This is a genomic window from Alkalibacterium subtropicum, assembly GCF_900112455.1.
In the GTDB taxonomy this organism is placed as follows: Bacteria; Bacillota; Bacilli; order Lactobacillales; family Carnobacteriaceae_A; genus Alkalibacterium; species Alkalibacterium subtropicum.
Genome location: NZ_FOLT01000004.1, coordinates 94,090 through 115,848, shown reverse-complemented (window position 1 = coordinate 115,848; position 21,759 = coordinate 94,090). Strand labels below are relative to the sequence as shown.

23 protein-coding genes are annotated in these 21,759 nt (G+C 40.3%); 22 read left to right on the top strand and 1 reads right to left on the bottom strand.

The annotated features are described in order from the left end of the window. The first annotated feature begins 7 nt into the window (after window positions 1–7). The 21 genes from BM049_RS05680 (at window position 8) to BM049_RS05580 (ending at window position 19,776) form a co-directional block, all read left to right on the top strand. On the top strand, window positions 8–322 hold the full coding sequence (locus BM049_RS05680; protein WP_177188607.1) for an AtpZ/AtpI family protein: 315 nt from the start codon (window positions 8–10) through the stop codon (window positions 320–322). Further along, entirely contained in the window at window positions 315–593 is a 279-nt protein-coding gene (locus BM049_RS05675) for an ATP synthase subunit I (RefSeq protein ID WP_091529383.1), read from the top strand. Before BM049_RS05680 ends, BM049_RS05675 begins: the two co-directional genes overlap by 8 nt. Beyond that, the gene (locus BM049_RS05670) at window positions 590–1,270 is read left to right on the top strand and encodes a F0F1 ATP synthase subunit A (RefSeq protein WP_091529381.1); all 681 of its coding nucleotides are present in this window, start codon (window positions 590–592) and stop codon (window positions 1,268–1,270) included. The genes BM049_RS05675 and BM049_RS05670 overlap by 4 nt, the downstream gene beginning before the upstream one ends. 10 nt (window positions 1,271–1,280) lie before the next feature. Beyond that, window positions 1,281–1,550, top strand: a complete 270-nt coding sequence (locus BM049_RS05665) for a F0F1 ATP synthase subunit C (RefSeq protein ID WP_218147219.1) — start codon at window positions 1,281–1,283, stop codon at window positions 1,548–1,550. Window positions 1,551–1,554: 4 nt separating this feature from the next. After that, window positions 1,555–2,307: a F0F1 ATP synthase subunit B family protein gene (locus tag BM049_RS05660; protein WP_091529378.1), complete on the top strand. Its 753-nt coding sequence runs from the start codon at window positions 1,555–1,557 to the stop codon at window positions 2,305–2,307. 12 nt (window positions 2,308–2,319) lie between these two features. Then, window positions 2,320–3,831: a F0F1 ATP synthase subunit alpha gene (locus tag BM049_RS05655; RefSeq protein ID WP_091529377.1), complete on the top strand. Its 1,512-nt coding sequence runs from the start codon at window positions 2,320–2,322 to the stop codon at window positions 3,829–3,831. Then, on the top strand, window positions 3,831–4,688 hold the full coding sequence (locus tag BM049_RS05650) for a F0F1 ATP synthase subunit gamma (protein ID WP_091529375.1): 858 nt from the start codon (window positions 3,831–3,833) through the stop codon (window positions 4,686–4,688). The genes BM049_RS05655 and BM049_RS05650 overlap by 1 nt, the downstream gene beginning before the upstream one ends. A 280-nt stretch (window positions 4,689–4,968) precedes the next feature. Next, window positions 4,969–6,060: a serine hydrolase domain-containing protein gene (locus BM049_RS05645; protein ID WP_091529374.1), complete on the top strand. Its 1,092-nt coding sequence runs from the start codon at window positions 4,969–4,971 to the stop codon at window positions 6,058–6,060. A gap of 65 nt (window positions 6,061–6,125) precedes the next feature. Beyond that, on the top strand, window positions 6,126–7,313 hold the full coding sequence (locus BM049_RS05640; protein ID WP_245751870.1) for a PQQ-dependent sugar dehydrogenase: 1,188 nt from the start codon (window positions 6,126–6,128) through the stop codon (window positions 7,311–7,313). Between the two features lie 207 nt (window positions 7,314–7,520). Next, on the top strand, window positions 7,521–8,543 hold the full coding sequence (locus BM049_RS05635) for a serine hydrolase domain-containing protein (RefSeq protein ID WP_218147217.1): 1,023 nt from the start codon (window positions 7,521–7,523) through the stop codon (window positions 8,541–8,543). 300 nt (window positions 8,544–8,843) lie between these two features. Continuing rightward, the gene (locus BM049_RS05630; protein WP_091529372.1) at window positions 8,844–9,317 is read left to right on the top strand and encodes a helix-turn-helix transcriptional regulator; all 474 of its coding nucleotides are present in this window, start codon (window positions 8,844–8,846) and stop codon (window positions 9,315–9,317) included. Between the two features lie 2 nt (window positions 9,318–9,319). Next, on the top strand, window positions 9,320–10,039 hold the full coding sequence (locus BM049_RS05625; RefSeq protein ID WP_091529370.1) for a creatininase family protein: 720 nt from the start codon (window positions 9,320–9,322) through the stop codon (window positions 10,037–10,039). Window positions 10,040–10,136: 97 nt separating this feature from the next. Next, window positions 10,137–10,751 carry a hypothetical protein gene (locus tag BM049_RS05620; protein ID WP_091529368.1) on the top strand — a complete coding sequence of 205 codons (615 nt, stop codon included), beginning with the start codon at window positions 10,137–10,139 and terminating at the stop codon, window positions 10,749–10,751. A gap of 611 nt (window positions 10,752–11,362) precedes the next feature. After that, a complete protein-coding gene (locus BM049_RS05615; protein WP_218147216.1) occupies window positions 11,363–13,294 on the top strand; it encodes an endonuclease MutS2 in 1,932 nt (643 codons plus the stop codon). Next, window positions 13,291–14,232, top strand: coding sequence for a GNAT family N-acetyltransferase (locus tag BM049_RS05610; RefSeq protein WP_091529367.1), 942 nt, complete (start codon window positions 13,291–13,293; stop codon window positions 14,230–14,232). The genes BM049_RS05615 and BM049_RS05610 overlap by 4 nt, the downstream gene beginning before the upstream one ends. A 120-nt stretch (window positions 14,233–14,352) precedes the next feature. Then, the gene (locus tag BM049_RS05605; protein WP_091529365.1) at window positions 14,353–15,081 is read left to right on the top strand and encodes an SAM-dependent methyltransferase; all 729 of its coding nucleotides are present in this window, start codon (window positions 14,353–14,355) and stop codon (window positions 15,079–15,081) included. Window positions 15,082–15,218: 137 nt separating this feature from the next. Next, window positions 15,219–16,034, top strand: a complete 816-nt coding sequence (locus BM049_RS05600) for a class I SAM-dependent methyltransferase (protein ID WP_091529362.1) — start codon at window positions 15,219–15,221, stop codon at window positions 16,032–16,034. A 354-nt stretch (window positions 16,035–16,388) separates the two neighbouring features. Continuing rightward, window positions 16,389–16,907: a methyltransferase family protein gene (locus tag BM049_RS05595; protein ID WP_177188606.1), complete on the top strand. Its 519-nt coding sequence runs from the start codon at window positions 16,389–16,391 to the stop codon at window positions 16,905–16,907. Window positions 16,908–17,067: 160 nt separating this feature from the next. Further along, on the top strand, window positions 17,068–17,898 hold the full coding sequence (locus tag BM049_RS05590) for an exodeoxyribonuclease III (protein WP_091529359.1): 831 nt from the start codon (window positions 17,068–17,070) through the stop codon (window positions 17,896–17,898). 333 nt (window positions 17,899–18,231) lie between these two features. Continuing rightward, window positions 18,232–18,915, top strand: coding sequence for a CPBP family intramembrane glutamic endopeptidase (locus BM049_RS05585; RefSeq protein WP_091529358.1), 684 nt, complete (start codon window positions 18,232–18,234; stop codon window positions 18,913–18,915). Window positions 18,916–19,101: 186 nt separating this feature from the next. Further along, window positions 19,102–19,776 (top strand): TIGR00266 family protein, encoded by a 675-nt coding sequence (locus tag BM049_RS05580; protein WP_091529356.1) that lies wholly within the window; start codon window positions 19,102–19,104, stop codon window positions 19,774–19,776. A gap of 153 nt (window positions 19,777–19,929) precedes the next feature. On the opposite strand, the gene BM049_RS05575 is transcribed toward BM049_RS05580, so the two are convergent. Further along, window positions 19,930–20,370, bottom strand: a complete 441-nt coding sequence (locus BM049_RS05575; RefSeq protein WP_177188605.1) for a phosphatase PAP2 family protein — start codon at window positions 20,368–20,370, stop codon at window positions 19,930–19,932. 384 nt (window positions 20,371–20,754) lie between these two features. Here BM049_RS05575 and BM049_RS05570 point away from each other — a divergent pair, with 384 nt between their 5' ends. Next, entirely contained in the window at window positions 20,755–21,627 is an 873-nt protein-coding gene (locus tag BM049_RS05570; RefSeq protein ID WP_091529353.1) for a hypothetical protein, read from the top strand. The last annotated feature ends 132 nt before the right edge of the window (window positions 21,628–21,759 follow it).

The following is a 21,759-nucleotide window of genomic DNA, read 5'->3' as shown; positions in this document are numbered from 1 at the left end:
GATACTGTTGAACAAGAAAAAAGAGTCAACTGAAGAAGAACTTCTAAAATCAGTTAAAAGTGATGCTGACAAAAAAATGAAAGCCCAGGATGAAGGTAGTGAAATCATGTTCGGGCTGAACCTCTTTGGGATCGTTGGATGGTCCATTTCGATACCAACATTATTGGGCACTGCCCTAGGCATCTATTTAGATAGAAGATTCACTCATAGTTTTTCGTGGACGATTACGCTCTTATTCTTAGGTGTCATTATAGGTTCGCTTAACGCATGGCGTTGGATAAAAGAAAAAACAGAGATGGGTAGGAAGGATCACAATGACTGAATTTTTCATTGGTATAATTTTGGGCATCACTTTCTTTGGTGGGCTTTATTGGACGGTTGAAAAGTTAACGGAAGTGAAACGACCGGCCCTTCTTATGACCGTCAGTCTTATACTCCGGATGACTGTCCTGCTGAGTGTACTATTTTACGTATCGAAAAGTGGATACATGGGGATAATATATACCTTGTTGGGGATGCTATTCGTGCGTTTAATAATGATTTTTAAAGTAGAGAAAACGATAGAAAAAGAGGAAAGGGGGGACACTGAATGAATATCGATCCAAGTGAAATAGTGTACGTTGAGTGGGGATTTGCAAGAATTACTGCAACATTGGTATTTACGTGGATCATAATGATTCTTTTAGCCGGCATATCGTATATGTTCACAAGAAATTTAAAAGTAGAAGGCGAAATCTCCAAAGGACAAAATATTTTGGAAGCATTGATCGAAACCATCAACAGTCAGATCAGACAAATCAGTCAACAGGAGCCAGGCAAGTATCTTCCATTTATAGGCACACTATTTATATTCATACTTGTGTCCAATGTGCTGTCCATTGTGCCGGGCTTTATCCCACCCACAGGGTCGCTGAATACTACGGTCGCTTTAGCGCTATGTGTGTTTATGGCCGTACCCAAATATGGCATCGATGACAGAGGCTTTGCCGGATATTTAAAGCAATATATAAAGCCTACGTTTATCATGCTGCCATTTAATATCATAAGCGAAGTATCACGAACACTGTCGCTGGCTGTTCGTCTTTATGGAAACGTATTGAGTACAAGTATTATTGCGGCTATCTTATTAGGTGTTGTCCCTCTTTTTTTTCCGGTCGTTATCCAGGCGCTCGGTCTGCTGACAGGTGTTATACAAGCATATATATTCGCTATCCTTGCCATCGTATACATTGCATCAGCTACTAAAAAAGAAACAAGAGATGAAGATTGAAGGAGGAGTAATGATGGATAATATTGGCTTGATAGGCATGGTTTCAATTATCATGGCAGGCTTAACGATAGCGGTGGGCTCCATCGCGCCGGCTATCGGGGAAGGACATGCTGTGACACAGGCTTTGAAATCTATTGCCCAGCAACCTGATGAAGCAAACACGATCTCAAGAACTCTTTTTGTAGGCCTTGCAATGATCGAATCGACTGCGATTTACTGCTTTGTCATTTCTATGATCTTATTATTTGCGAATCCGTTCTGGACGATGGTAGTAGGATGATATTATGACGATAAGCTGGTTCGAAATCATTGCGCAGATTATCAATTTTTTTATCATTCTTTTTATTCTACAGAGGTTACTTTACAAACCAGTTTTGAAGGTGATGGAACAAAGACAGGAGCGAATCCAAAAAGCGCAGATTGAAGCGGATAGGAAAATGCGGGAAGCACAAAAGCTGATGGACAGGTATGAAAAAAAGATAGAAAATATACAAAAAGAGAGAGTCGATATTTTAGACGATGCTAGAACACAAGCACAGCAAAAAAGAGAACGTCTGTTAAACGATTATATAATGGAAGCTGAAAGTAAGCGGCATGCTTATTTAAAAGAAATCGAAGACGAGAAGGATAATTTTAAACGCCGCCTGAGACAAAACTTAGGAGAAAGTGCTGTTAAAATAGCGGCTCATATTTTAAATATGATTTCTTACAAGGAACTTGAAAGCGAAGTCTTTAATACGTTTATTCTTAATTTAAGGAATGTAAAGCAAAACATACCTGATCTGGAGGATTTAAAAAAAGAACAGCACGTGCAAGTGCGTTCCTATCGAGACCTGTCGCAGCACGAAAAGACATCGATCGAGGAAGCTTTAAAGGGACAGTTGAGAAGCCTGGAAGAAATACATTATGAAACAGATCCCGAATTGATCTTAGGCTATGAATTATTTTTAGAAACCTATACTGTTCATACTAATATCAGGAACTACTTAACTGAGATAGAAAAAGAAATCATTAAGAGTCTTGACAGTAACGGATAAGGAGTGCTTCCAATGTTAGAAAATCAGTTCAATGCTTTGGAAGAATCCGTAGAAAAAGCCTTAGCAAAGAATCTTGAGCAGGTCAATATAGAGGAGAGCGGGACGATAGTTTCGATCGACAGTGGGATCGCTCGGGTTAAAGGGCTGACTAATGTAAAAAATGAAGAACTGATAGCCTTTCCGAATGGGACGATGGGGTTGGCATCGAATCTGGATTATAATGATATAGGTGTGATACTCCTTGGAGGGTATGATGACATTAAAGCAGGTCAAAAAGTGAAACGGACACATAAAGTGGCTGACATACCGGTTTCAGAAGAGTTTTTAGGAAGAATCATTAGCCCTTTGGGGAAAATACTGGATGACCAGGGTTCTGTGACCCCGGAAAAATTTCTTCCATTGGAAAGAAAAGCGCCATCGATCGTGAAAAGAGCGCCTGTACTGGAGCCGTTACAAACAGGTTTGAAAGTCATCGATTCCCTTGTGCCTATAGGCAAAGGTCAAAGAGAACTGATCATTGGTGACAGACAGACCGGAAAGACTACGATTGCAATCGATACGATCATTAATCAAAAAGACACTGATGTGGTGTGTATATACTGTACGATCGGACAACAGATCACATCTGTGTCAAAAATTATCAAAACGCTGAAAGCAAAGGATGCGATAAAAAATACGATCGTTATGGTCGCGGGATCCGAAGATCCTGCGGGCGTTCAATATATAGCCCCATATGCGGCTATATCCTTAGCAGAATATTTTATGGAAAAAGGCAGAGATGTACTCATTGTTTATGACGATTTAACTAGTCATGCAAGGGGCTACAGGGAACTGTCTCTTTTGCTGGAACGGCCACCCGGACGAGAAGCCTATCCAGGAGATATTTTTTATATCCACTCTAAACTTCTCGAGCGGTCTACCCACTTAAAAAACGAATTGGGGGGAGGCAGTATTACGTCGCTGCCAATTATTGAGACCCAGGCAGAAAATTTATCTGCATATATCCCCACAAATCTTATTTCGATTACGGATGGGCAAATATATCTTTCACCCAGGCTCTACCAGAAAGGTAACCTCCCGGCAGTCCAGATAGGGTTATCTGTATCCAGGATCGGTGCCAAAACCCAGCTTCCGTCATACCGGAATATCACCAGTGCGTTAAAACTCACCTATTCTCAGTTCGAAGAGTTAGAATCGTTTGCGAGTTTTGGGACAAGATTGGATGATTCGACCAGAAGAACGCTTGAACGGGGATGGAGAATACGCCAGATTTTAAATCAGCCGCAGCATGCTCCAATCGAAGTGACAGAACAAATAGGTGTATTGATGGCTGTCACCATGGGGGTGCTTGACGAGGTGGCGCTGGACAGAATTGTTGAGGCAGAAGAACATATAAGAAAAGCTGTGAGAGAAGACGATGAATTTCGCAGACATTTATTAAGCGATGAAAAACTGAAAGATGATGTGAAAAATACGTTTATAGAGAAAATAAACGAGCTGCTTAAAAGGGAGATGGATATCTAATGCAGGGGTTACAGGGGTTAAAGAAGAGCATAGATTCCGCAGAAAGTCTCAGAGCCATTGTAAATACGATGAAAGTACATGCATCGGTCAACATCAATCAGTTTCAACACGCTGCCCAAGCCTCCATGGAATATCGGCACATCTTGGATATGTCTCTATTTATTGTTTTATCGGAAGAAGAAATCGTGCCATCTGAAGAAGTTGAAAAGGGCAATATCCTTCACGTTGTATTCGGATCAGACCATGGCCTTGCTGGCAGGGTCAATGAGAGAATTAGTTTGTTTGCCCTGGAGCATGTATCCCAAGATTCGGGTGATATAGTGATCGTCATTGGGCAGCAGATATTTCAGAGATTGAAAAATGATGTGACTATTTACAAGACTTTTATGCAGCCACAATCAACAGACACCATTTATTCCATGGTAAACAAATTACTCGTTCAAATCGATGAACTGCGAGATGAAATGGCTGTAAAAAAAATTGTGCTGTATTATAACAAGCCGGATAGCACTTCCATGTTTGAGGAAAATACAGAATTACTTTTTCCGATCGATTTAGTGGAGTTGTCAAAGAATCAAGTGCAATGGGAATCAAAGGTCGTCCCTGCTTATTTCGCGGAAAAGCAGGCAATCATTTCGGATCTCATAAGAGAATATTTTTTCATCACATTATACCGTGCCTTTTGCTTCTCCTTGGCATCGGAAAATGCAAGCCGGCTGGCATCGATGCAATCTGCAGAAAAAAATATAGAAAATCAATTAAAGGAATTGAACGACTTATACAGACGACAAAGACAAACCAGCATTACGGAAGAATTAAATGATATCATCTCAGGATTTAAAGCACTAAGAGAATAAGTACAGCTATAAAAGAGCGCAGATTCCTATCATGTTATACGTTAAAGGTGTAAGGACACCAATGAGTAAGATTGTCTGGAGTTATTCATTTTTTTATGGCTTACATTTTTGAAGTTTTGAATAGCCAGGCACAAGTCGAATGCTTTTGTTATTTGTAACATTTTTCAGCTTCAGTTAAGAAGTGCAGTATTTAAATATGTTAAGAATCAGACTTAAATAATTAACGACTTAAATCAGGAAAGACGACGTTTACTCTTTAACAGAAAGGAGCGCGTGATATATGAATAAGGATGATTTAACCACATCGATAGACCGATCATTTAGAAGGAAAGTACAAAAAGACAAAAAACTTAAGAATGCTTATTTACTGGTTCATTCAGAAAAGGCAGGGATCCACATAAATATTGCAGAAGGAGCCACGGGTAATGTACCTGCCGATCCACAGCAGCCACACTATATGGCTAGTGTAGGCAAACTGTTTACTTCAACTATTATTGGTCTATTGGTTGAAAAGGGGGAGTTGTCTTTTGATGATGCTATGTCTAAACACCTGCAATCGGAACTGATAAAGGGGCTGCATCTGTACAAAGGAAAGGACTATACGGAAGAAATTAAAATCAGACATCTTTTAAATCAAACATCAGGGCTAGCTGATGATTTCAGGATCCTTCTGGATAAGCTGGTCAAGGATCAGAGTCTGAATTTATCTCCAGAAAAATCCGTGATGTGGGTCAAGAAGAATGCGAAACCCCATTTTCCTCCCGGGAAAGGTTTTAAATACACAGATACAAATTACCATTTGCTGGGTTTGATCATTGAAAGGATTACAGGTGAACCCTTTCATGCGGCCTTAACTAAATATATTTTTGAACCGCTTGATATGAGACACTCATACATGTTGCACTATTCTGCACCAGCGGAAATATCCCAGTATCCGACAGCTGATTTTTTTATCAAAGAAACCAGATTAAATGATAGGGAAGGATATGGCCGTCTGGATTATTCAGGTGGTGGAGTGGTGGCTACTAACGAAGATCTGTTAAAATTCATGAAAGCATTAGTGAACTATCAACTAGTGACAAAAGATACTCTTGAAGATATGAAGAATACTACTGCAAAATTCGGTTTAGGTATTGACTATGGCTATGGCATCTGGAAGATAAAAACCGTACCTTTATTGATGCCCGCAGCCTTAAATTCCTGGGGAGCTGCAGGTGCCACAGGGGCATTTATGTTTTATCACCCCGAAACAGAGTCTTACATCATTGGAAACTTTAATGACTTTTCTTATGAAAAAAAAGGTGTTCAATACATGCTGCGAAGTGTTTTGAGACCGCTGTCAAAGTATACCCGATCGATTGGACAGACTTAACTCGTTTTGAACCGCCACTTAAAGAAAACTCACTGTTATGGTAATGAAGGAAGAGGTGGAGAATAATGAAACTAATCCTCTTATGCCTGCTTTCAGGGATAATGGTTTCTGGCTGTGCGGATACAGATGAAACAACTGAAAGTAACGGTCAGGAGATCACTTCAAGTGAACAGGGAAATGATGATGGTCAGCAAGAGCGGGAAGAAGGGCAAGAACAACAGAGAAATGAGGAAGAAGAGCATCAGGAAGAACAGGCAGAACAAGAAGAACAAGAAGAACAAGAAGAAATAATCGAAGAACCAGAGGTCGTCGCAGAAAATCTCGAGATACCCTGGACGATCGAAAAAGAGGAAGAGACCTTCTTCTTGACAGAGAGAACCGGAACCATCATACGAATAGAAAATGGAGAAGCGACAAGGCAGGAAGTGGAGCTGGAACAGGACCTTTCCTTAGTTCCAGAAGCAGGGTTACTGGGATTCGTACTGGATCCCGACTTTTCAGAAAATAACTTAGCCTATGCATATTACACTTACGAAGACAGTAACGGGCCGTTGAACCGGGTCATTACCTTAGAGTTGAACGAAGAGGTGTGGACAGAAAAGAGTGTATTGCTTGATGAGATACCAAGTGGGCGAGTACATCATGGAGGCCGACTTAAAATCGGACCTGACGGTTTGCTCTACGCAACGACCGGTGACGCTTCTGTACCCGAACTGGCACAGGATCTGGATTCGCTGGCGGGCAAAATCTTGAGAATGAACCTTGATGGATCGATACCGGAGGACAACCCGTATCAAGATTCTTATGTTTACAGTTATGGTCACCGAAATCCTCAAGGGCTGACCTGGGCGTCTGACGGGACGATGTACGCAAGCGAACACGGCAGCGATGCAAATGATGAGATCAATCAGATAGAAGCGGGTGAAAACTACGGCTGGCCGATCATTGAAGGCAATGAGGAAGAAGAAGGGATGAGAACACCGCTATTTACTTCTGGAGATGAAGAGACCTGGGCCCCTTCTGGAATGGATTACTATGACGGGAAACTATATGTCGCAGGACTAAGGGGATCAGCTGTGTATGCATTTGATCTTGAGACCGAAGAACAGCGAGAAGTGATCTCAGGTTTTGGTCGCATTCGTGATGTTGAGATAGCAGATGAGTTGCTTTTTTTCATCAGTAATAATACAGACGGTCGCGGCGATCCGGAAGGAAATGACGACCAGCTGTATCGGCTCTCCATTCCGGATTAAATGAAGTTAAAGGGTGGTCGACAAAGCAGGCGGCAAAAATAAAGCGAGAAAGTCTGATATTAATCCAGGTGTGAAAAATTTCGAAAAACTTATTAAGTGGTTTAAGCTCTCTCAAATCTTTGTATGGGAGAGCTTCCTCTTACGGGGCATTAACATAGAATCTTGTAGTGCAGCATTATTAATAAGGTACGAAAGGATGATAGCACTGTGGACACTACCAAAATCGAAAAAAATTTCAAGAAATTGACGTCCTCTAATAAAATTTTTGAGAGCGTACTGATGATTGGTAATGCATCTGGGGATTTCAACTTTACTAGAGAGTATAAGCGAGATATTGATACTCCGATGCTTATGGCTAGTACAACAAAGCTTTTAACAACTACCTGTATTTATGCCTTGGTTCAGGAGGGTAAATTAAATTTAAAAGATGAATTATCTAATTATTTGTCTAAAGAAGAGATTTCCGGACTTCATGTTTTTAAGGGTAAAGAGTATACCTTTGAGCTTACTATAGAGCATTTACTATCACAGACAAGTGGTTTGCCTGATTTTTATCTGACAGGGACGAAACCTGTTTTTTCAAAAGTGAAAGATCGGGATTTCTCCTATTCATTTGAAGAGGAACTTGAATGGATTAAACATATGAAAGCCCGATTTATACCGGGAACGAAAAGAAAAGCTTACTATTCAGATGTTAACTTTGACTTGCTGGGTAAAATCATTGAGGCAGCAAATGCTTCTACGCTGCAGGAGGCTTATGAAAAATACATATTTTCTCCATTGAACCTCAAACACACCTATCTTGCTAACACGGAAAGTGACTTCATCCCACATACGTACTATAAGGATCAGCGTTTATATAGGCCTTTGTTTATTCGCAGCTGTTATGCGAGTGGCGGGGGAGTCACAACGGCACGGGAACTAATGATTTTTATCAAGGCTTTTTGGAAGGGAGAACTTTTTGATAAAACTTTCTTCTCCAAGCAGGCACAGAGCAATCCGCTTCAGATGTCTTTCTACCCTATTCACTATATGGGGGGATATATGAAAATCACTGCATCATACCCGTTTGGGAAAAAATACACATTGGTTGGTCACTCGGGTTCGACAGGTGCTTTTGCCTTCTATTGTCTGGAGAAGGATCTGTTTATTGTCGGTGATGTCTCGCAAATCGCCTCGCCCAGTACTGGTGTCAGATTAGCCATGCGCACTGTGCTGGCAGCTGAGTGATAAAACTATTCAAGACTATAGTGAGGTCTGCAATTAAATAAGCACGTGAAAGGGGTACAATTCACTGACAGTAGTCAAAAAGATTTCACTTACTATTTTGAACCAGAAGGCAAATCGCCAATTGTTCTAAGCTTAGTGCCAAAAAATATTAGTTTAAAATTTCCCATTGATAGAGGATGATATAAGCTGTAAGAGATGAAAATAAATGAGTTAAAAATGAATCCTGCAATATCGTGCATAGAAAATCGGGAAGATTTTGCATGTCTCTATTATAGTTGGGATGAGAAGGAGGTTAAGAGGATGGACTGGTTACAAAGAATGAATGGAGCGATAAATTATATAGAAGATAATCTCACTAATGAAATAGACTACGCTGTAGCAGCAAAAATGGCTTGTTGTTCTGTCTATCATTTTCAACGAATGTTTTCTTTTATTATTGATATTCCATTATCGGAGTATATTAGACGCAGGCGGCTTACTCTTGCAGCATTTGAAGTTCAAAATAGTGATGTTAGAGTAATAGATCTTGCACTAAAATATGGTTATCAGTCACCGGATGCCTTTACCCGTGCATTTTACAAGCTGCATGGGGTAACGCCTACAATGGCCCGTAATATGGGGACTCAGTTGAAAGCCTATCCTCGCATTTCTTTTCATATTTCAATAAAAGAAGACAAAGAGATGAGTTACAGAATAGTAGAAAAGGGTGAATACAAAGTAGTTGGGAAAAGTATTACAATCGGAATTGATCAAGACCCATATAAAGGAGTTTAAAAATGCATTATGGGAAGCTGACCTACTTAGAAATCGCACAGAAAGCCAAAGAGGATTACAGCATCATTATTCCAACCGGGTGTACAGAACAGCAGGGACCCCATGTCACCGTTGATTTTGATACCTGGTTCGCAGAAGAATTGATGATGGATGTATCCGGAAAAGCTTTGGATAAATACAATATAAAAACACTGGTGCTGCCTGCAATCCCCTTTGGTCCTACACCGGAACATAAAAATTTTGGAAGTGGTTATATCAATATTCCTCAAAAGTTGCATGAGGAAATAATCTCCGCTGTTCTTCAGTCTCTTTCTGATCAGGGATTTAAAAAGTTGTTCATTTGGCGAGGTTGTGGTGGACATAAGGTTGATCGTGTAATTGATAAATTCAATTCTCAGAACGAAGAAGCTGAAGTTTCGACTTTACAGCATCCTTTTTATGAAGCCTGGTGCTCCTGCGGTGATCCCAAGGTAGCCGGTGGACATGCGGATAGCTTTACAACGTCGGTCACACTATACAGGCATCCGGAAAATGTAAGGGAAGATAAAATAAAAAATCCTCATAGTGACGAACCCGATTGGGGAGATCCTGATTTAGATTTCAGCAATTATTCTAAAACGGGGGTTATCGGTGATCCTACTCAAGCGAGTGCCGAGCTGGGGAAAAGGCTGTGGGACGATGTTGTCGACCGGGTAGTAGAATTACTGAAGAAAGATCACTGATGGGGTTGACTTGAATAAAATATGGGAAATGAAATAGCTGCAAAACATCTTAGAGTCGCATCCCTGAATTTAAATCTAACATAAGAGGTGTAGCGAAATGAATAAAAGCACTGTAGCAGAGGAATTCCTCGAATACCAAGACAAAATCGGGGATAGAAAAGGTCTGTATGAATCAGTAACGAAAAAGTATGACGTCAAACGTGTCCTTTATCCAGGCAGTCATATTGATATTGCGCCATCTTTAGTTATACCTCAGGCAATTTACGTGGATAATTTCAAAGGTGCCATTAAATTTTTCAGAAAAATAGAGCCAATCAAGGAATATATCAATGAAAATAAAGAGTATGAGGCTCCATGTGACATCGTGTTTTTAGGTCAGGACTATACAGAAGCCTTGGATATCGAACCGGTCGATCTGATCATTTCTCAATATGGTGGCTTTGTTGGGCAGGCAACCAAAAAGTATTTGAAGACGGGCGGTATTTTATTGTGCAACGATAGTCATGGCGATGCTACTTTAGCAAAATTCGATGATGATTTTGAATTCATCGGGGTCGTTGGAAAGAATAATAAAATCATCCGTACCCATTTGGATACCTATTTTGTGTTACCAAGTAGTCAAAGTATTGATCTGGCAAAGATAAACGAACAGATGAAAGGCCCCAAGTATAAATCCACAGCTGAAAATTATATTTTCCGCAAAATCAAATAATGTACTAAAGGTCTATCCAGCGTGACTTCGCGAAAGGTCAAAATTCAGCGGGTTTTTAGACAAAAAAACAGCGGCATATCAAAGCCCTCGGATGTAAAACAGCTACAATAAATATACGAATGTCTTACCTATTCTCGGTCTTGTTGAAGAGGCTGCTCCATATTTGTCGCGTAATGCCTATCGCCAAGTATTCATGGTTTACAACCGTCTTCGTCTTCGCTATACTTGAGTTGGAAATATATCCCTTCACAAATAAGGAGTCTTTTTTATGAGTGCGTGTGTTCTTAATTAATCCATACAATTGGATATGACTTGAAATGGTAAAAAATCAGCTGGATGCTGGTTTATTTGTGTTGCCTTTCAAGAATATTAAGAACAAGCTAGCATGCGGATAAAGCGAAGACTTTTAAGCTATGGCTATTTGTCATAGTTTTTTTATTTGGAGGATTACTATAAGTGAGAGCAAAATCTTATCTCATTCACTTTTGGTAAACGCTTCCATATAAAGAAGTGTGAAGGGTCTATCAACCGTTTTAAGCTTGGCTTAAAACGGTTTTTTGTATATAAAATATGATGTTTAAAACATGAATTAAATAACAAGGAGAATCACAGTGGAAAATAATACTTTTGAAATGTTAGAGTATACCAGGATTTTAGAACAGGTTTCCAGAGAAGCGTCAACTGAAAAAGCAAAGCAGGTCATTAAGAAGAGTCAACCGTTATTCAATAAACAGCAGCTTGAGCGTATGTTTGAAGAGAATAGAGAGGCGGTAGCTATTTTAAAGAAAAGTGCAAGTGTACCGATTTATCCTTTGAGCGGAATAGAGCACTTTTTACAGCAGAGTCATAAAGGTCTCGCTTTAAGAGTGGACCAGTTATCAGAAGTTTTATCTTTCCTGAGACACTGTCAAAAACTGAAACAGTTTATGAAAGATAAAGAATCATTAGCTCCAATCATTGCTACTTATGTCTGGTCGATCGCAGATCTGACAGAACTGGAAAGTGAGCTGGAAGGAAGCTTGAATCATGGACAGATCGATGACCAGGCTACGCCTGAATTAGCAAAGACCAGGAGACTGATAAGGAAAAAGCAAACGGAAGCCAGAGAAAAGGCTGAATCCCTCGCTCGGTCTCCCCGGTTAAAAACCTATTTACAGGAGAGTCATGTCATCGAGAAAAACGGGAACTATGCACTGCAAATAAAAAGAGAGTTTCAAAACAAAATAGAAGGAACAGCTGTTGATGTATCGTCATCAGGGGCCACGGTATTCATCATGCCAAAAACAGTAGAAACAGTTATCCAGGAGCTTGATCTATTAAGGATATCTGAGGAGAATATAGTGCAACAGATTTTACACACACTGACCGGCATGATTCTTGAGAAAGAAAACGAAATCACTATTGCAGTGGAAACGATGCTTTATTACGACGTATTGTTTGCCAAGGCAAAATATGGTCTGGTGATCGGGGGAACGATACCCGAATTAAATGAAAATCACACGCTTACTTTGAACAACGCCCGTCATCCCTTGCTTGGAAGTAACGCGGTTCCCTTATCTTTTTGTTTAAACAGGGCTGACCGTGCCTTGATCATTACAGGTCCAAATACAGGAGGGAAGACGGTCACGTTAAAAACATTAGGTCTGCTGGTTTTGATGGCACAGACAGGGCTCATGATTCCAGCAGAAAAGGGGACGAGTCTTCACCTGTTTTCACGTGTGTATGTCGATATGGGTGATGGTCAAAGTATGGATGAAAATCTGAGTACATTCAGTTCACGTTTGAAAAATATCATTCATATTCTTGAAGAGGCAAACGACAATACGCTCGTCCTCTTGGATGAACTGGGGTCCGGTACCGATCCGCGGGAAGGTATGGCATTAGCACAGATAATCATGGAGCAGCTGGTCAACAAAGGCGCAGCCTTGCTTGCGACGACTCATTACAGTGAATTGAAAAGACTGGCTCAGAAAAAATCCGGCTTTTTGAATGGGTCGATGGAATTTGACGTTGAATCTCTTCAACCGACGTATCGTCTTTTGTTAGGGGAGGCTGGGGATAGCCAAGCTTTTCCCATTGCAATGAAACTGGGCATGCATCCGAAACTCGTCCAAAAAGCTCACGAGTTGACATATGAAACAACTGGAAAGCAGTATCACTATGAAGAAAAAGAACAATTCAAACGTAGTTATCAAAAACAGCTTGCAGTCGATCGTTATTTCAAAACTAAGAAAAAAGTGAAGCAGCAAAAAGAGTGGATACTTTTTAGTCAAGGAGATAATGTGAAAATCTCTCCTGACAATGAAAAAGGAATCATCTACCAGGGGCCGGATGCTAAGGGCGATTATATCGTCCAGGTAAAGAATAATAAGAAAACCATCAACCATAAACGCTTGACGCTTCATATAAAAGCGGAAGAACTTTATCCCGCAGACTATGATTTTGATATCGTGTTCAAGTCTAAAGACTATCGGAAAAAGAAACACCTCATGGGAAGAAAATATGTAGAAAATTTAACGATCAAAGAGGAGGAGGATAAATGATTATTCGGGCAGAAAAATCTGAAGATTATATGAAAATAGGTGAACTTCACTGTTCAGCTTTTGAAAATAGCGGGTCACAGGAGGAAAGCGTTCTGGCCTGCCTGCTTCGCCAAGAAAAAGCCTATACGCCAAGGCTGTCTCTTGTCACGGAAGAAAAAGGAGACATCATCGGTCATGTCATGGTCACACCGTATACGTTCACATTAAAAAATCAGTCATTCACAGGAGGTATCCTGGCGCCCCTCGGTGTGAAACCGGGATGGCAGAAAAAAGGCGTTGGCAGCCAGTTAATGACAGCAGTCCATCGGGAAGCGGAAAAGTCAGGCCTATCATTTATTGCCCTGTTAGGCCATGACACATATTATCCTCGATTTGGCTATGAAACTCATTTATTTGGAGAGACCTCTATCCGCATATCCTTACCTTTAACTGAAAAGGGCAGAGGCAGTCAGCTGACAGCCAGAAAACCGCTGACAGAAGATACCGATGCTTTGCAGGAAATGTGGTCAAAAACACATGCTGACGTTCCTTTGGCTATAGTCCCCGATGCTTCTATTCATTCGTGGTTGAGTACCAGCAAAGACATCCAAAGTAGAATCTATAGTCTGGATGGGCGCATTGTCGGATATACACGCATCCATGAGAGAACGAAAGAAATAACATCCTTTGCTGCGGAGAATGAATCGGCAGCCAAAGATGTTTTAGCAAAGGTCGTGAATGACTATCAGCTGCAAGAAAACGTCTCTTTACCGCTGCATCCGGTAAGGATGGACTGGTTCACTCAAGAAACGATGAGTCCGAAAACAAAAGCATGGCCGGCAGGGATGATCTGCTTTCTCAAAAGTGACCCAGCCTTTGATGTCTATAAAAGAGGCGTAGAAGAAAGTGATGAAAATATAGGGATCATTCAGTGGCCCGTTCCGTTTGAAGCCATCTGATCTTACCCGTTCAGGATGAGTGATTCAATGGGTTTGGGTAAAAATTAGTTAATCCATGAATGATAACTGTAATGAATGCGCTGTTGAGACTGTAGGATTTTTCAAGGAAAGAGGAGTAGAATGGACCACAATAATATGATAACAAAATTTGATGAAAGTAAGTATTTGATCAGCATGGCACCGGTAGAAAAGGTATTAGAGGCGGGATATTATTTGAATCTAAACGATCAGAGTAACGTGCTGGATCTGTGCTGCGGGTATGGGGAAATGCTCAAGCTCTGGGGAGAGGCTTATGGAATAAATGGAAAAGGCGTCGATATTTGCGATGAATTTATTAAAAAGGGGAATGAAAGGCTTGAACAAAGCAACTTGAATCATAAAATAGATTTGGTCTGTCAAGATGTCAAAGAGTTCAAGACTGACGAACAGTACGATGTCGCTTGTCTGATCGGTGAAGTTATTTTTGGAGATGTCTCCGGTACGATCCAAGCACTGGACCCCTTTTTAAAAGAAGGTGGAAAAATCGTAATCGGAGAACCGTATTATAAACAGAAAGATGTTCCTCAGGCATTGATTGAGTTTGAAGGCGATCTTTTAACTCTGGAAGGATTATATGATACGTTTAAAAGGTCAGGATATTATGTCTCTTACATGGCCGGATGCACTGACAATGAATGGGAGAGATATATCTCCTGGTCTGCCAGAAGAGATCTGGAATGGTTGAGGAGCCATCCTAAAGACAAAGGGTTTGATAATAAAGAAAAGTGGATCGATACGTGGTATAAAATGTACTTTAATTACCGAAGACCTTACGAAGGCTGGGCCCTGTTTATTTTAGAAAAAATATAAATGGTCCCAACCCAGTGTATAATGAATGAGTAATTGTGGTTTTAAGTGTTGATCCAGCTAGGAAAGAAAATGAAAGAGAATAAAGTGGTAGATGTTCGTGGTGTCAAAAAAAAGAGAATAAGAAAAGAGGAAATGAAATGAATGGCGATATAAAGAATGATACAGAAAAAATAGAAGCAAATAAAATTGCATGGGGGAAAATAGCAGAAGATCACTATTACTATTTTAGAGAAAAATTAGCACAAGGTGATTTCAAATTAAATCCTATGGTGGAGGAGGAAATAGGTGATGTGGCTGGCAAAAAGATTCTCCACCTCCAATGCAATACTGGAGCAGATTCGATTTTACTGGCTCGCAAAGGCGCTATAGTCACTGGAGTGGATCTAGTTCCTGAAAATGTATTCTTTGCAAGAAAGCTGGCAGAGGAATTTGGAATAAACAATGCAACATTTATTGAATCAGATATATTGAAGCTGATGGATGTCCATGAAGGAGAATATGATATAGTATTGACGACAGATGGTGTGCTTGGCTGGCTGCCTGATTTAAATAAGTGGGGAGAAGTCATCTCTCATTTCCTGAAAAATGAAGGGTTTTTCTATTTACATGATGGGCATCCGTTTATGCTGATTTTTGATGAGACGGGTTTAGCTCAAGGGAAATTACTTCCTAAATATCCCTATTTTAAATCGACAGCAGATGCCGATAATCATATTGGCGGGTACGCTTCAAAAGCCAAAGAAGCCGAAAATCATTTTTGGGGACATCAATTAAGCACGATCATTAACGGCTTGGCAAATGGAAAACTCTATGTCACGCATATCAAAGAATACGACAGATGTATGCCCGGGATGGGGGGCAGTGCATTAGACGAAAATGGTCTAAGTTATTATCCAACACTGGAAGGGAAATTACCTCTGATTCTAAGCTTGAAAGCAGAGAAAAAATTATGAAAACCACTGTATATGTTATCATCAAAGCAGCGGAATGAGTGGTGAACATGAAATGATTTGACTCATGCTCGCATTCAGACTTTTATTTCCTTATAGTACAATTGCAGTGTAAGAGATCAAAGTAAACTATTCGAGATGATTCCTCCCTTGAGATCCAGTATGTTATACTTTTGACTTGCTTCAATTATTAAACGTATTGGCTCATTGAATAGGAGTATATAAATCAGTTGAGCCGTGATAGTGCCCCTGTTAGTTAAAAAAGTAGTAAGCTAGTAGGTTCTGCTTAAATCGTAAAGGATGGCAGTTATGATTGGACACTTCCTCTTTTGGATGAACATTGGGATTTGGATTTTAATGGAGATGTACATCTTTCTTGCATTAAATAAAAACACTAATAAGGAGAATACTGAGAAGAAAAGTAAGTATATTGTTTTAGCGTTGATACTTTTTGGGATGATAGGGTCTTTTCTGTTTGATCAGTCAGTGGGGGCAGCGTTTGGTCTGCCGTTCAGAGGGTGGCGTTATCTCAGTATTCCATTGATCCTTACAGGAGTCCTGGTAAGGTTCAGTGCCATCCGACAGTTGGGGTCATCATTTTCAGTAAATGTGGGGGTTCAGAAAGGAACTGAACTGGAACAGGATGGTCTTTATAAGTTCATCAGACATCCCTCCTATACAGGAGAAATAATTATCTTTCTAGGTGTATCCATTGCTTTCTTTCATCCAGTATCCTCCCTGTTTGCATTTGTTTTTCCGACCTCAGCGATTTTATATCGTATTCATACGGAAGAAAAAGTGTTACTAACTTCTTTCGGTGAAGAGTACAAAAAGTATCAGAAACGGACGAAAAAGATTATTCCGTTTATATATTAGTCATGGTTATGGCGTAGATAGAAAGGGAACTGGTTTGCTAGTGAAAAAAGTGGATCGTCTGATTCTGATTAAAAACCAGTCAAAATAATCGTCCGCTTTCTTATTTAGTGTTATCATGGAAAGAGTGATTATTTAAAAAGTAATAGAGGAGTTAATTATAATGAGACTGATTTCATGGAATATCGATTCATTAAATGCAACATTGACGAGCGATTCTAATCGAGCGGTCATGTCCCGAGAAGTAATCAATACGATCATAGCGCAGGATCCAGATGTGGTTGCGATCCAGGAAACAAAATTGCCCCGTACCGGACCAACAAAAAAGCATGAAACGATTTTAAACGAGTTGTTCCCGGAGTATGAGTATGTCTGGCGTACGTCAGAAGAACCGGCGAGAAAAAGTTATGCGGGTACGATGTTTTTATATAAAAAGCATTTAAATCCCGTCGTAACTTATCCTAAAATCGAGGTGCCGGATACCATGGATTGCGAAGGGCGTATGATCACGATGGAATTTGACAGCTTTTATGTCACTCAAGTGTATACACCTAATTCCGGATCCAAACTCGTCCGACTGGAAGAACGTCAGCAATGGGATGAAAAGTATGCACAATACTTAGCCAGTTTGGATGCGAAGAAGCCGGTCCTTGCTGCAGGTGATTTCAATGTGGCCCATAAAGAAATCGATATCGCTCATCCTGACAGAAACCGTCGATCGGCTGGTTTTACGGATGAAGAACGTGAAGGCTTCACGAAACTATTGGATAAAGGCTTCACAGATACTTTCCGATATATTCATGGTGATGTTACTGGGAAGTATTCCTGGTGGAATCAGCGTGCCAAAACAAGCAAAGTGAACAATTCAGGCTGGAGGATCGACTACTGGCTGGTCAGTGACAGACTGGCAGACAAAGTTCAGGATTCAGACATGCTGGATTCAGGAGAACGCCAGGACCATACACCGCTAGTGCTCGATATAGATTTGGATTAGGCGTCGCCCATGACCTGCATTTTACCGTGATCGGCTGGAAATCTATTTAAAGGGCTGTGATTGCTCAGCCGACTCGAATTACCCTGGGTAATATTAAATGACAATATGCTCCACCCTCAAAAGCCAAAGCTTTGGGGTGGGGCTTTTTTTTATAGAAGGTAGAGAGATCACCTTTTTATCTTGAAAAAGTACAGTGTAAAAGATGCTGGATAAAATAAAATCAGCACAACGTTCAGATTCTTTGACTGAAAGTTCTGTATTTGACTCTGCTTTACAGTACAATGAGTAGAGGAACTAAAATCGGATTATTTGGTATTAAAGGAGTTTGATAAAATGAAGTTAAACAGAAAAAGCATCTTCCTGATACTTTCTATCACACTATCTGCTTTAGGTATGAGTCTCATAGACGGCTTTATCCAGCTGCCGTATCTGTACAAGTCCATTTTGAAAATCATCCTGTTCTCAGTTGTGCCAATGGGATACTTTCTCAGGTATAAAAGTGAATATCATCATTTAAAAAAACTGTTCATTCCAAAAAAGTCAGATGTGAAAATTGCCTTATTACTCGGGGTCGGCGTTTACGCTGTGATCTTTCTTGCTTATGTGGCTTTAAAAGACCACATTGATTTATCATCGATCCGCGACTCTTTAACAGGGGATATTGGTGTGAATGCGAGGAACTTCATATATGTCGCCATTTATATTTCTCTGATCAATTCCCTGCTGGAAGAATTTTTCTTTCGGGGGTTCGCTTTTCTGATTTTGAAGGAAAATACCGGGCGTTTTTTCGCCTATGTATTCAGTGCTTTACTGTTTGCTTTGTATCACGTAGGGATGATGAGTGGATGGTTTCACTGGAGTATTTATCTGATAGCCATGACAGGCCTGTTTGCCGGAGGCTGCATTTTTAATTATTTGAATGAAAAGACCGGAAATATATATCCGTCCTGGCTTGTACATATGTTTGCCAATTTTGCCATCAATACCGTGGGGTTTATTTTATTCGGTTTGATTTGATCCATAAATCTTGCAGCTCAATGTGAGTATCAAGCACACCGTCATCCGTTATTTCGAAGTTGTAATCAAGTAGCTATAGGAATATAATGTGTTTAAAATATATACTGTTATAATAGTTTGTTATTCTATATATAACGAAATCAAAACACAGTAATAGAATATCTCAACTCAAAGGAGATCAGACAAATGAAATTTGAAATACAGGGAGAATATCCGGTCCTTCGCTGCATGATAAACCGCGGTGAAACTATAATTACCAGCTCAGGGAATATGTCCTGGATGACAGAAGGGTTTGAGCTTGAAACGTCCAGTCAAGGGGGGCTGTTTAAAGGTTTATCCAGAGCCTTCTCTGGAGAAAGTATGTTTCAAAATAGGTATAAGGCCACACAAGACAATCAGGAAATCGCCTTTGCCTCTTCATTGCCGGGGAAAATCGTTCACATTGGTATGAACGGACGCGAGATTTTGACTCAACGAAGTGCTTATCTGGCTTCTACAGAAGGCGTTGATTTTGAAGTGGCTTTGACTAAGAAGTTTTCTACTGGACTTCTAGGCGGTGAAGGCTTTGTACTGCAGAGGTTTTCCGGCAGGGGCGATCTGTTTTTAGAGGCCGACGGCTCACTTGTGGAGTATGATTTGAAGCATGGTGAAGCTCTTCTCGTAGACCAAGGGAATGTCTTCATGTTTGATAATAGTGTCACGTATTCCATTGAAACAGTTAAAGGGTTGAGAAATATGATGTTCGGTGGCGAAGGGGCCTTCTTAGTGAAGTTACTTGGACCTGGAAAAGTTACGCTTCAAACGATGCCGATCAGTAATCTTGCTGCCAAAATAATACCTTATGTTCCAACGAAGGGTTAGGTATTAAAGATATCGGATCCAAAGGTTTAATATCATTTCATCATTGTTCGATCCCAAAGAGAATGACAGATTTAAAAGCGAATGTCCAGGTCAATCAATGACTGAAGAGACTTCGCTTTTTGTCTGTAAAGGACAAGTTCCAAGAGATACTGATCAAAGATAGAATCCTAATATGCCCGATAGGATTCCGATTATTGCGCCGGCAATGACATCTCTTGGGTAATGAACACCGCCGATGACACGTAAAACAGCTAATATACTGCCGGCTGCCATTAAAAGGATACCTAATGGGTTTGATATGAAATAGAGCGTTGTGGCAATGACAAAGGCAGAAAAGACGTGTCGGCTGGGAAAAGAGTTTCCTTCCGCTTCTTTTTTTATAATAGGTGTGTTTCCCGTCACTTCATAGGGTCTTGGAGCATCAATGACTTTTCGGAAGATACTGACGAGGACATAGGATATGGCTGGAACAAGCAGAGCCCTCCAAAAACGTGGATCACTATTATACACCAACAGTATGAGAACCATAGGATATATGGCATAGATGAAGTAGGTAATAACATTATTTAATAAATTGATTACTTTTGCATACATAGAATTGAACACCCTAAGATTTAAATTTATATTCATCATACCATATTAAATACGCAAGTAGAGTTTGAGGATTTAATTTATAAATGGAAAAACTTTTGCTTGTGCTTACCGTGATTTTCATTGGGTAACACGGTTATTACTCATATGTATAAAAAAGGGGAATGTATTGATTTTACATAGAAGTAAGTGGATAATTAAAATAAACTTCTTTAAAGTCAGCATTAGCAGAGAAAAAAATTGATTCGCTGTGTTTCTTGAAAGAAATCTATGCGGAGGTTCTATTAAGCTGCGTCGGTTTTTTAAAAGAGAGGCGTGAAAGCTGGGAGTAGTCCTGCAGTTAAATGATAAGTAATGAAGTAAACTATTCAGATCAGGAGGGAAAATATGTATTGTTTAGAAAATGACCGATTAAAAGTAGAGGTAGCAGAGCCGGGAACGGTTTATAAAGGAGCCCGTTTTGACTGGACGGGTTTCATTAGTCAGATAACTCTCGACGGAGAGGTCACTTACTGTGTCCCTGAACAATTGGAAGAAGGAAAAGGAACAGGTGGGTTGGGGTTCTGCAACGAATTCGGTATCGACAGGCCAGTCGGATATGAAAAGATCGAACCCGGGGATTTCTTTCTTAAAATCGGGGTGGGGCAGCTCAGAAAAGAGCAGGAGGCTGATTATGATTTTTTTAAAGATTACGAAGTGATTCCTGCAGAAGTAAAAACCGAAGAAGCAGCTAACTCCGTGGAGTTTGAAATCACAGACGCCACTCCAAGCGGATATGGCTATCATTTATTAAAAGAAGTCGCTATTTTTGATAACCGGCTGATCATCAGTTATAAGCTGACGAACACGGGAGACCACCCGATCCATACAAATGAATATTCGCATAATTTTATTGGGATCAATGATCGCTTCATCGATGCAGCGTATCGGTTGACGATGCCTCAAATGAAAACGATCGATGTAGCTGTTGGTTCTATAGACAGGAATGAGGATAGATTGACATGGCCGGTGAGCCCTGAGGCAGATTTCTATGCCAGTATCGACTGGGAACCAGGGAATGGAGCATATAACTGGGAAGTGTTCAATGATAATGCCCAAGCGGGTGTCCGTGAGCTGTCTGAGTTCCAGCCATCCAAAATAGCCTTATGGGGACACCGCCATGTGGTTTGCCCGGAAGTTTTCGCAGATATCAGTTTGGATGTCGATGAAAGCCTGTCATGGAAACGTGTGTACGAATTTTATAAAAACGCTGAAAACTAAAAGAATCTCTTACTGGCGCCTTATCGAAGAGGTCGATCATGAAAGTCAGCCTCTTTTTTAAGGCCGATGTTCTTGAAGTTAATTGCACTTGTAACCGTTAAACTATATAATTGAAACGGATCGGATAAATAT

Excerpts from the sequence above, each read along its gene's own strand:
- BM049_RS05660 (WP_091529378.1), top strand. The coding sequence starts at position 1,555 with ATGACGATAAGCTGGTTCGAAATCATTGCGCAGATTATCAATTTTTTT.
- BM049_RS05665 (WP_218147219.1), top strand. The coding sequence starts at position 1,281 with ATGATGGATAATATTGGCTTGATAGGCATGGTTTCAATTATCATGGCA.
- BM049_RS05605 (WP_091529365.1), top strand. The coding sequence starts at position 14,353 with ATGGACCACAATAATATGATAACAAAATTTGATGAAAGTAAGTATTTG.
- BM049_RS05650 (WP_091529375.1), top strand. The coding sequence starts at position 3,831 with ATGCAGGGGTTACAGGGGTTAAAGAAGAGCATAGATTCCGCAGAAAGT.
- BM049_RS05570 (WP_091529353.1), top strand. The coding sequence starts at position 20,755 with ATGTATTGTTTAGAAAATGACCGATTAAAAGTAGAGGTAGCAGAGCCG.
- BM049_RS05620 (WP_091529368.1), top strand. The coding sequence starts at position 10,137 with ATGAATAAAAGCACTGTAGCAGAGGAATTCCTCGAATACCAAGACAAA.
- BM049_RS05625 (WP_091529370.1), top strand. The coding sequence starts at position 9,320 with ATGCATTATGGGAAGCTGACCTACTTAGAAATCGCACAGAAAGCCAAA.
- BM049_RS05600 (WP_091529362.1), top strand. The coding sequence starts at position 15,219 with ATGAATGGCGATATAAAGAATGATACAGAAAAAATAGAAGCAAATAAA.
- BM049_RS05610 (WP_091529367.1), top strand. The coding sequence starts at position 13,291 with ATGATTATTCGGGCAGAAAAATCTGAAGATTATATGAAAATAGGTGAA.
- BM049_RS05580 (WP_091529356.1), top strand. The coding sequence starts at position 19,102 with ATGAAATTTGAAATACAGGGAGAATATCCGGTCCTTCGCTGCATGATA.
- BM049_RS05630 (WP_091529372.1), top strand. The coding sequence starts at position 8,844 with ATGGACTGGTTACAAAGAATGAATGGAGCGATAAATTATATAGAAGAT.
- BM049_RS05675 (WP_091529383.1), top strand. The coding sequence starts at position 315 with ATGACTGAATTTTTCATTGGTATAATTTTGGGCATCACTTTCTTTGGT.
- BM049_RS05645 (WP_091529374.1), top strand. The coding sequence starts at position 4,969 with ATGAATAAGGATGATTTAACCACATCGATAGACCGATCATTTAGAAGG.
- BM049_RS05585 (WP_091529358.1), top strand. The coding sequence starts at position 18,232 with ATGAAGTTAAACAGAAAAAGCATCTTCCTGATACTTTCTATCACACTA.
- BM049_RS05575 (WP_177188605.1), bottom strand. The coding sequence starts at position 20,370 with ATGTATGCAAAAGTAATCAATTTATTAAATAATGTTATTACCTACTTC.
- BM049_RS05640 (WP_245751870.1), top strand. The coding sequence starts at position 6,126 with ATGAAACTAATCCTCTTATGCCTGCTTTCAGGGATAATGGTTTCTGGC.
- BM049_RS05655 (WP_091529377.1), top strand. The coding sequence starts at position 2,320 with ATGTTAGAAAATCAGTTCAATGCTTTGGAAGAATCCGTAGAAAAAGCC.
- BM049_RS05595 (WP_177188606.1), top strand. The coding sequence starts at position 16,389 with ATGGAGATGTACATCTTTCTTGCATTAAATAAAAACACTAATAAGGAG.
- BM049_RS05670 (WP_091529381.1), top strand. The coding sequence starts at position 590 with ATGAATATCGATCCAAGTGAAATAGTGTACGTTGAGTGGGGATTTGCA.
- BM049_RS05590 (WP_091529359.1), top strand. The coding sequence starts at position 17,068 with ATGAGACTGATTTCATGGAATATCGATTCATTAAATGCAACATTGACG.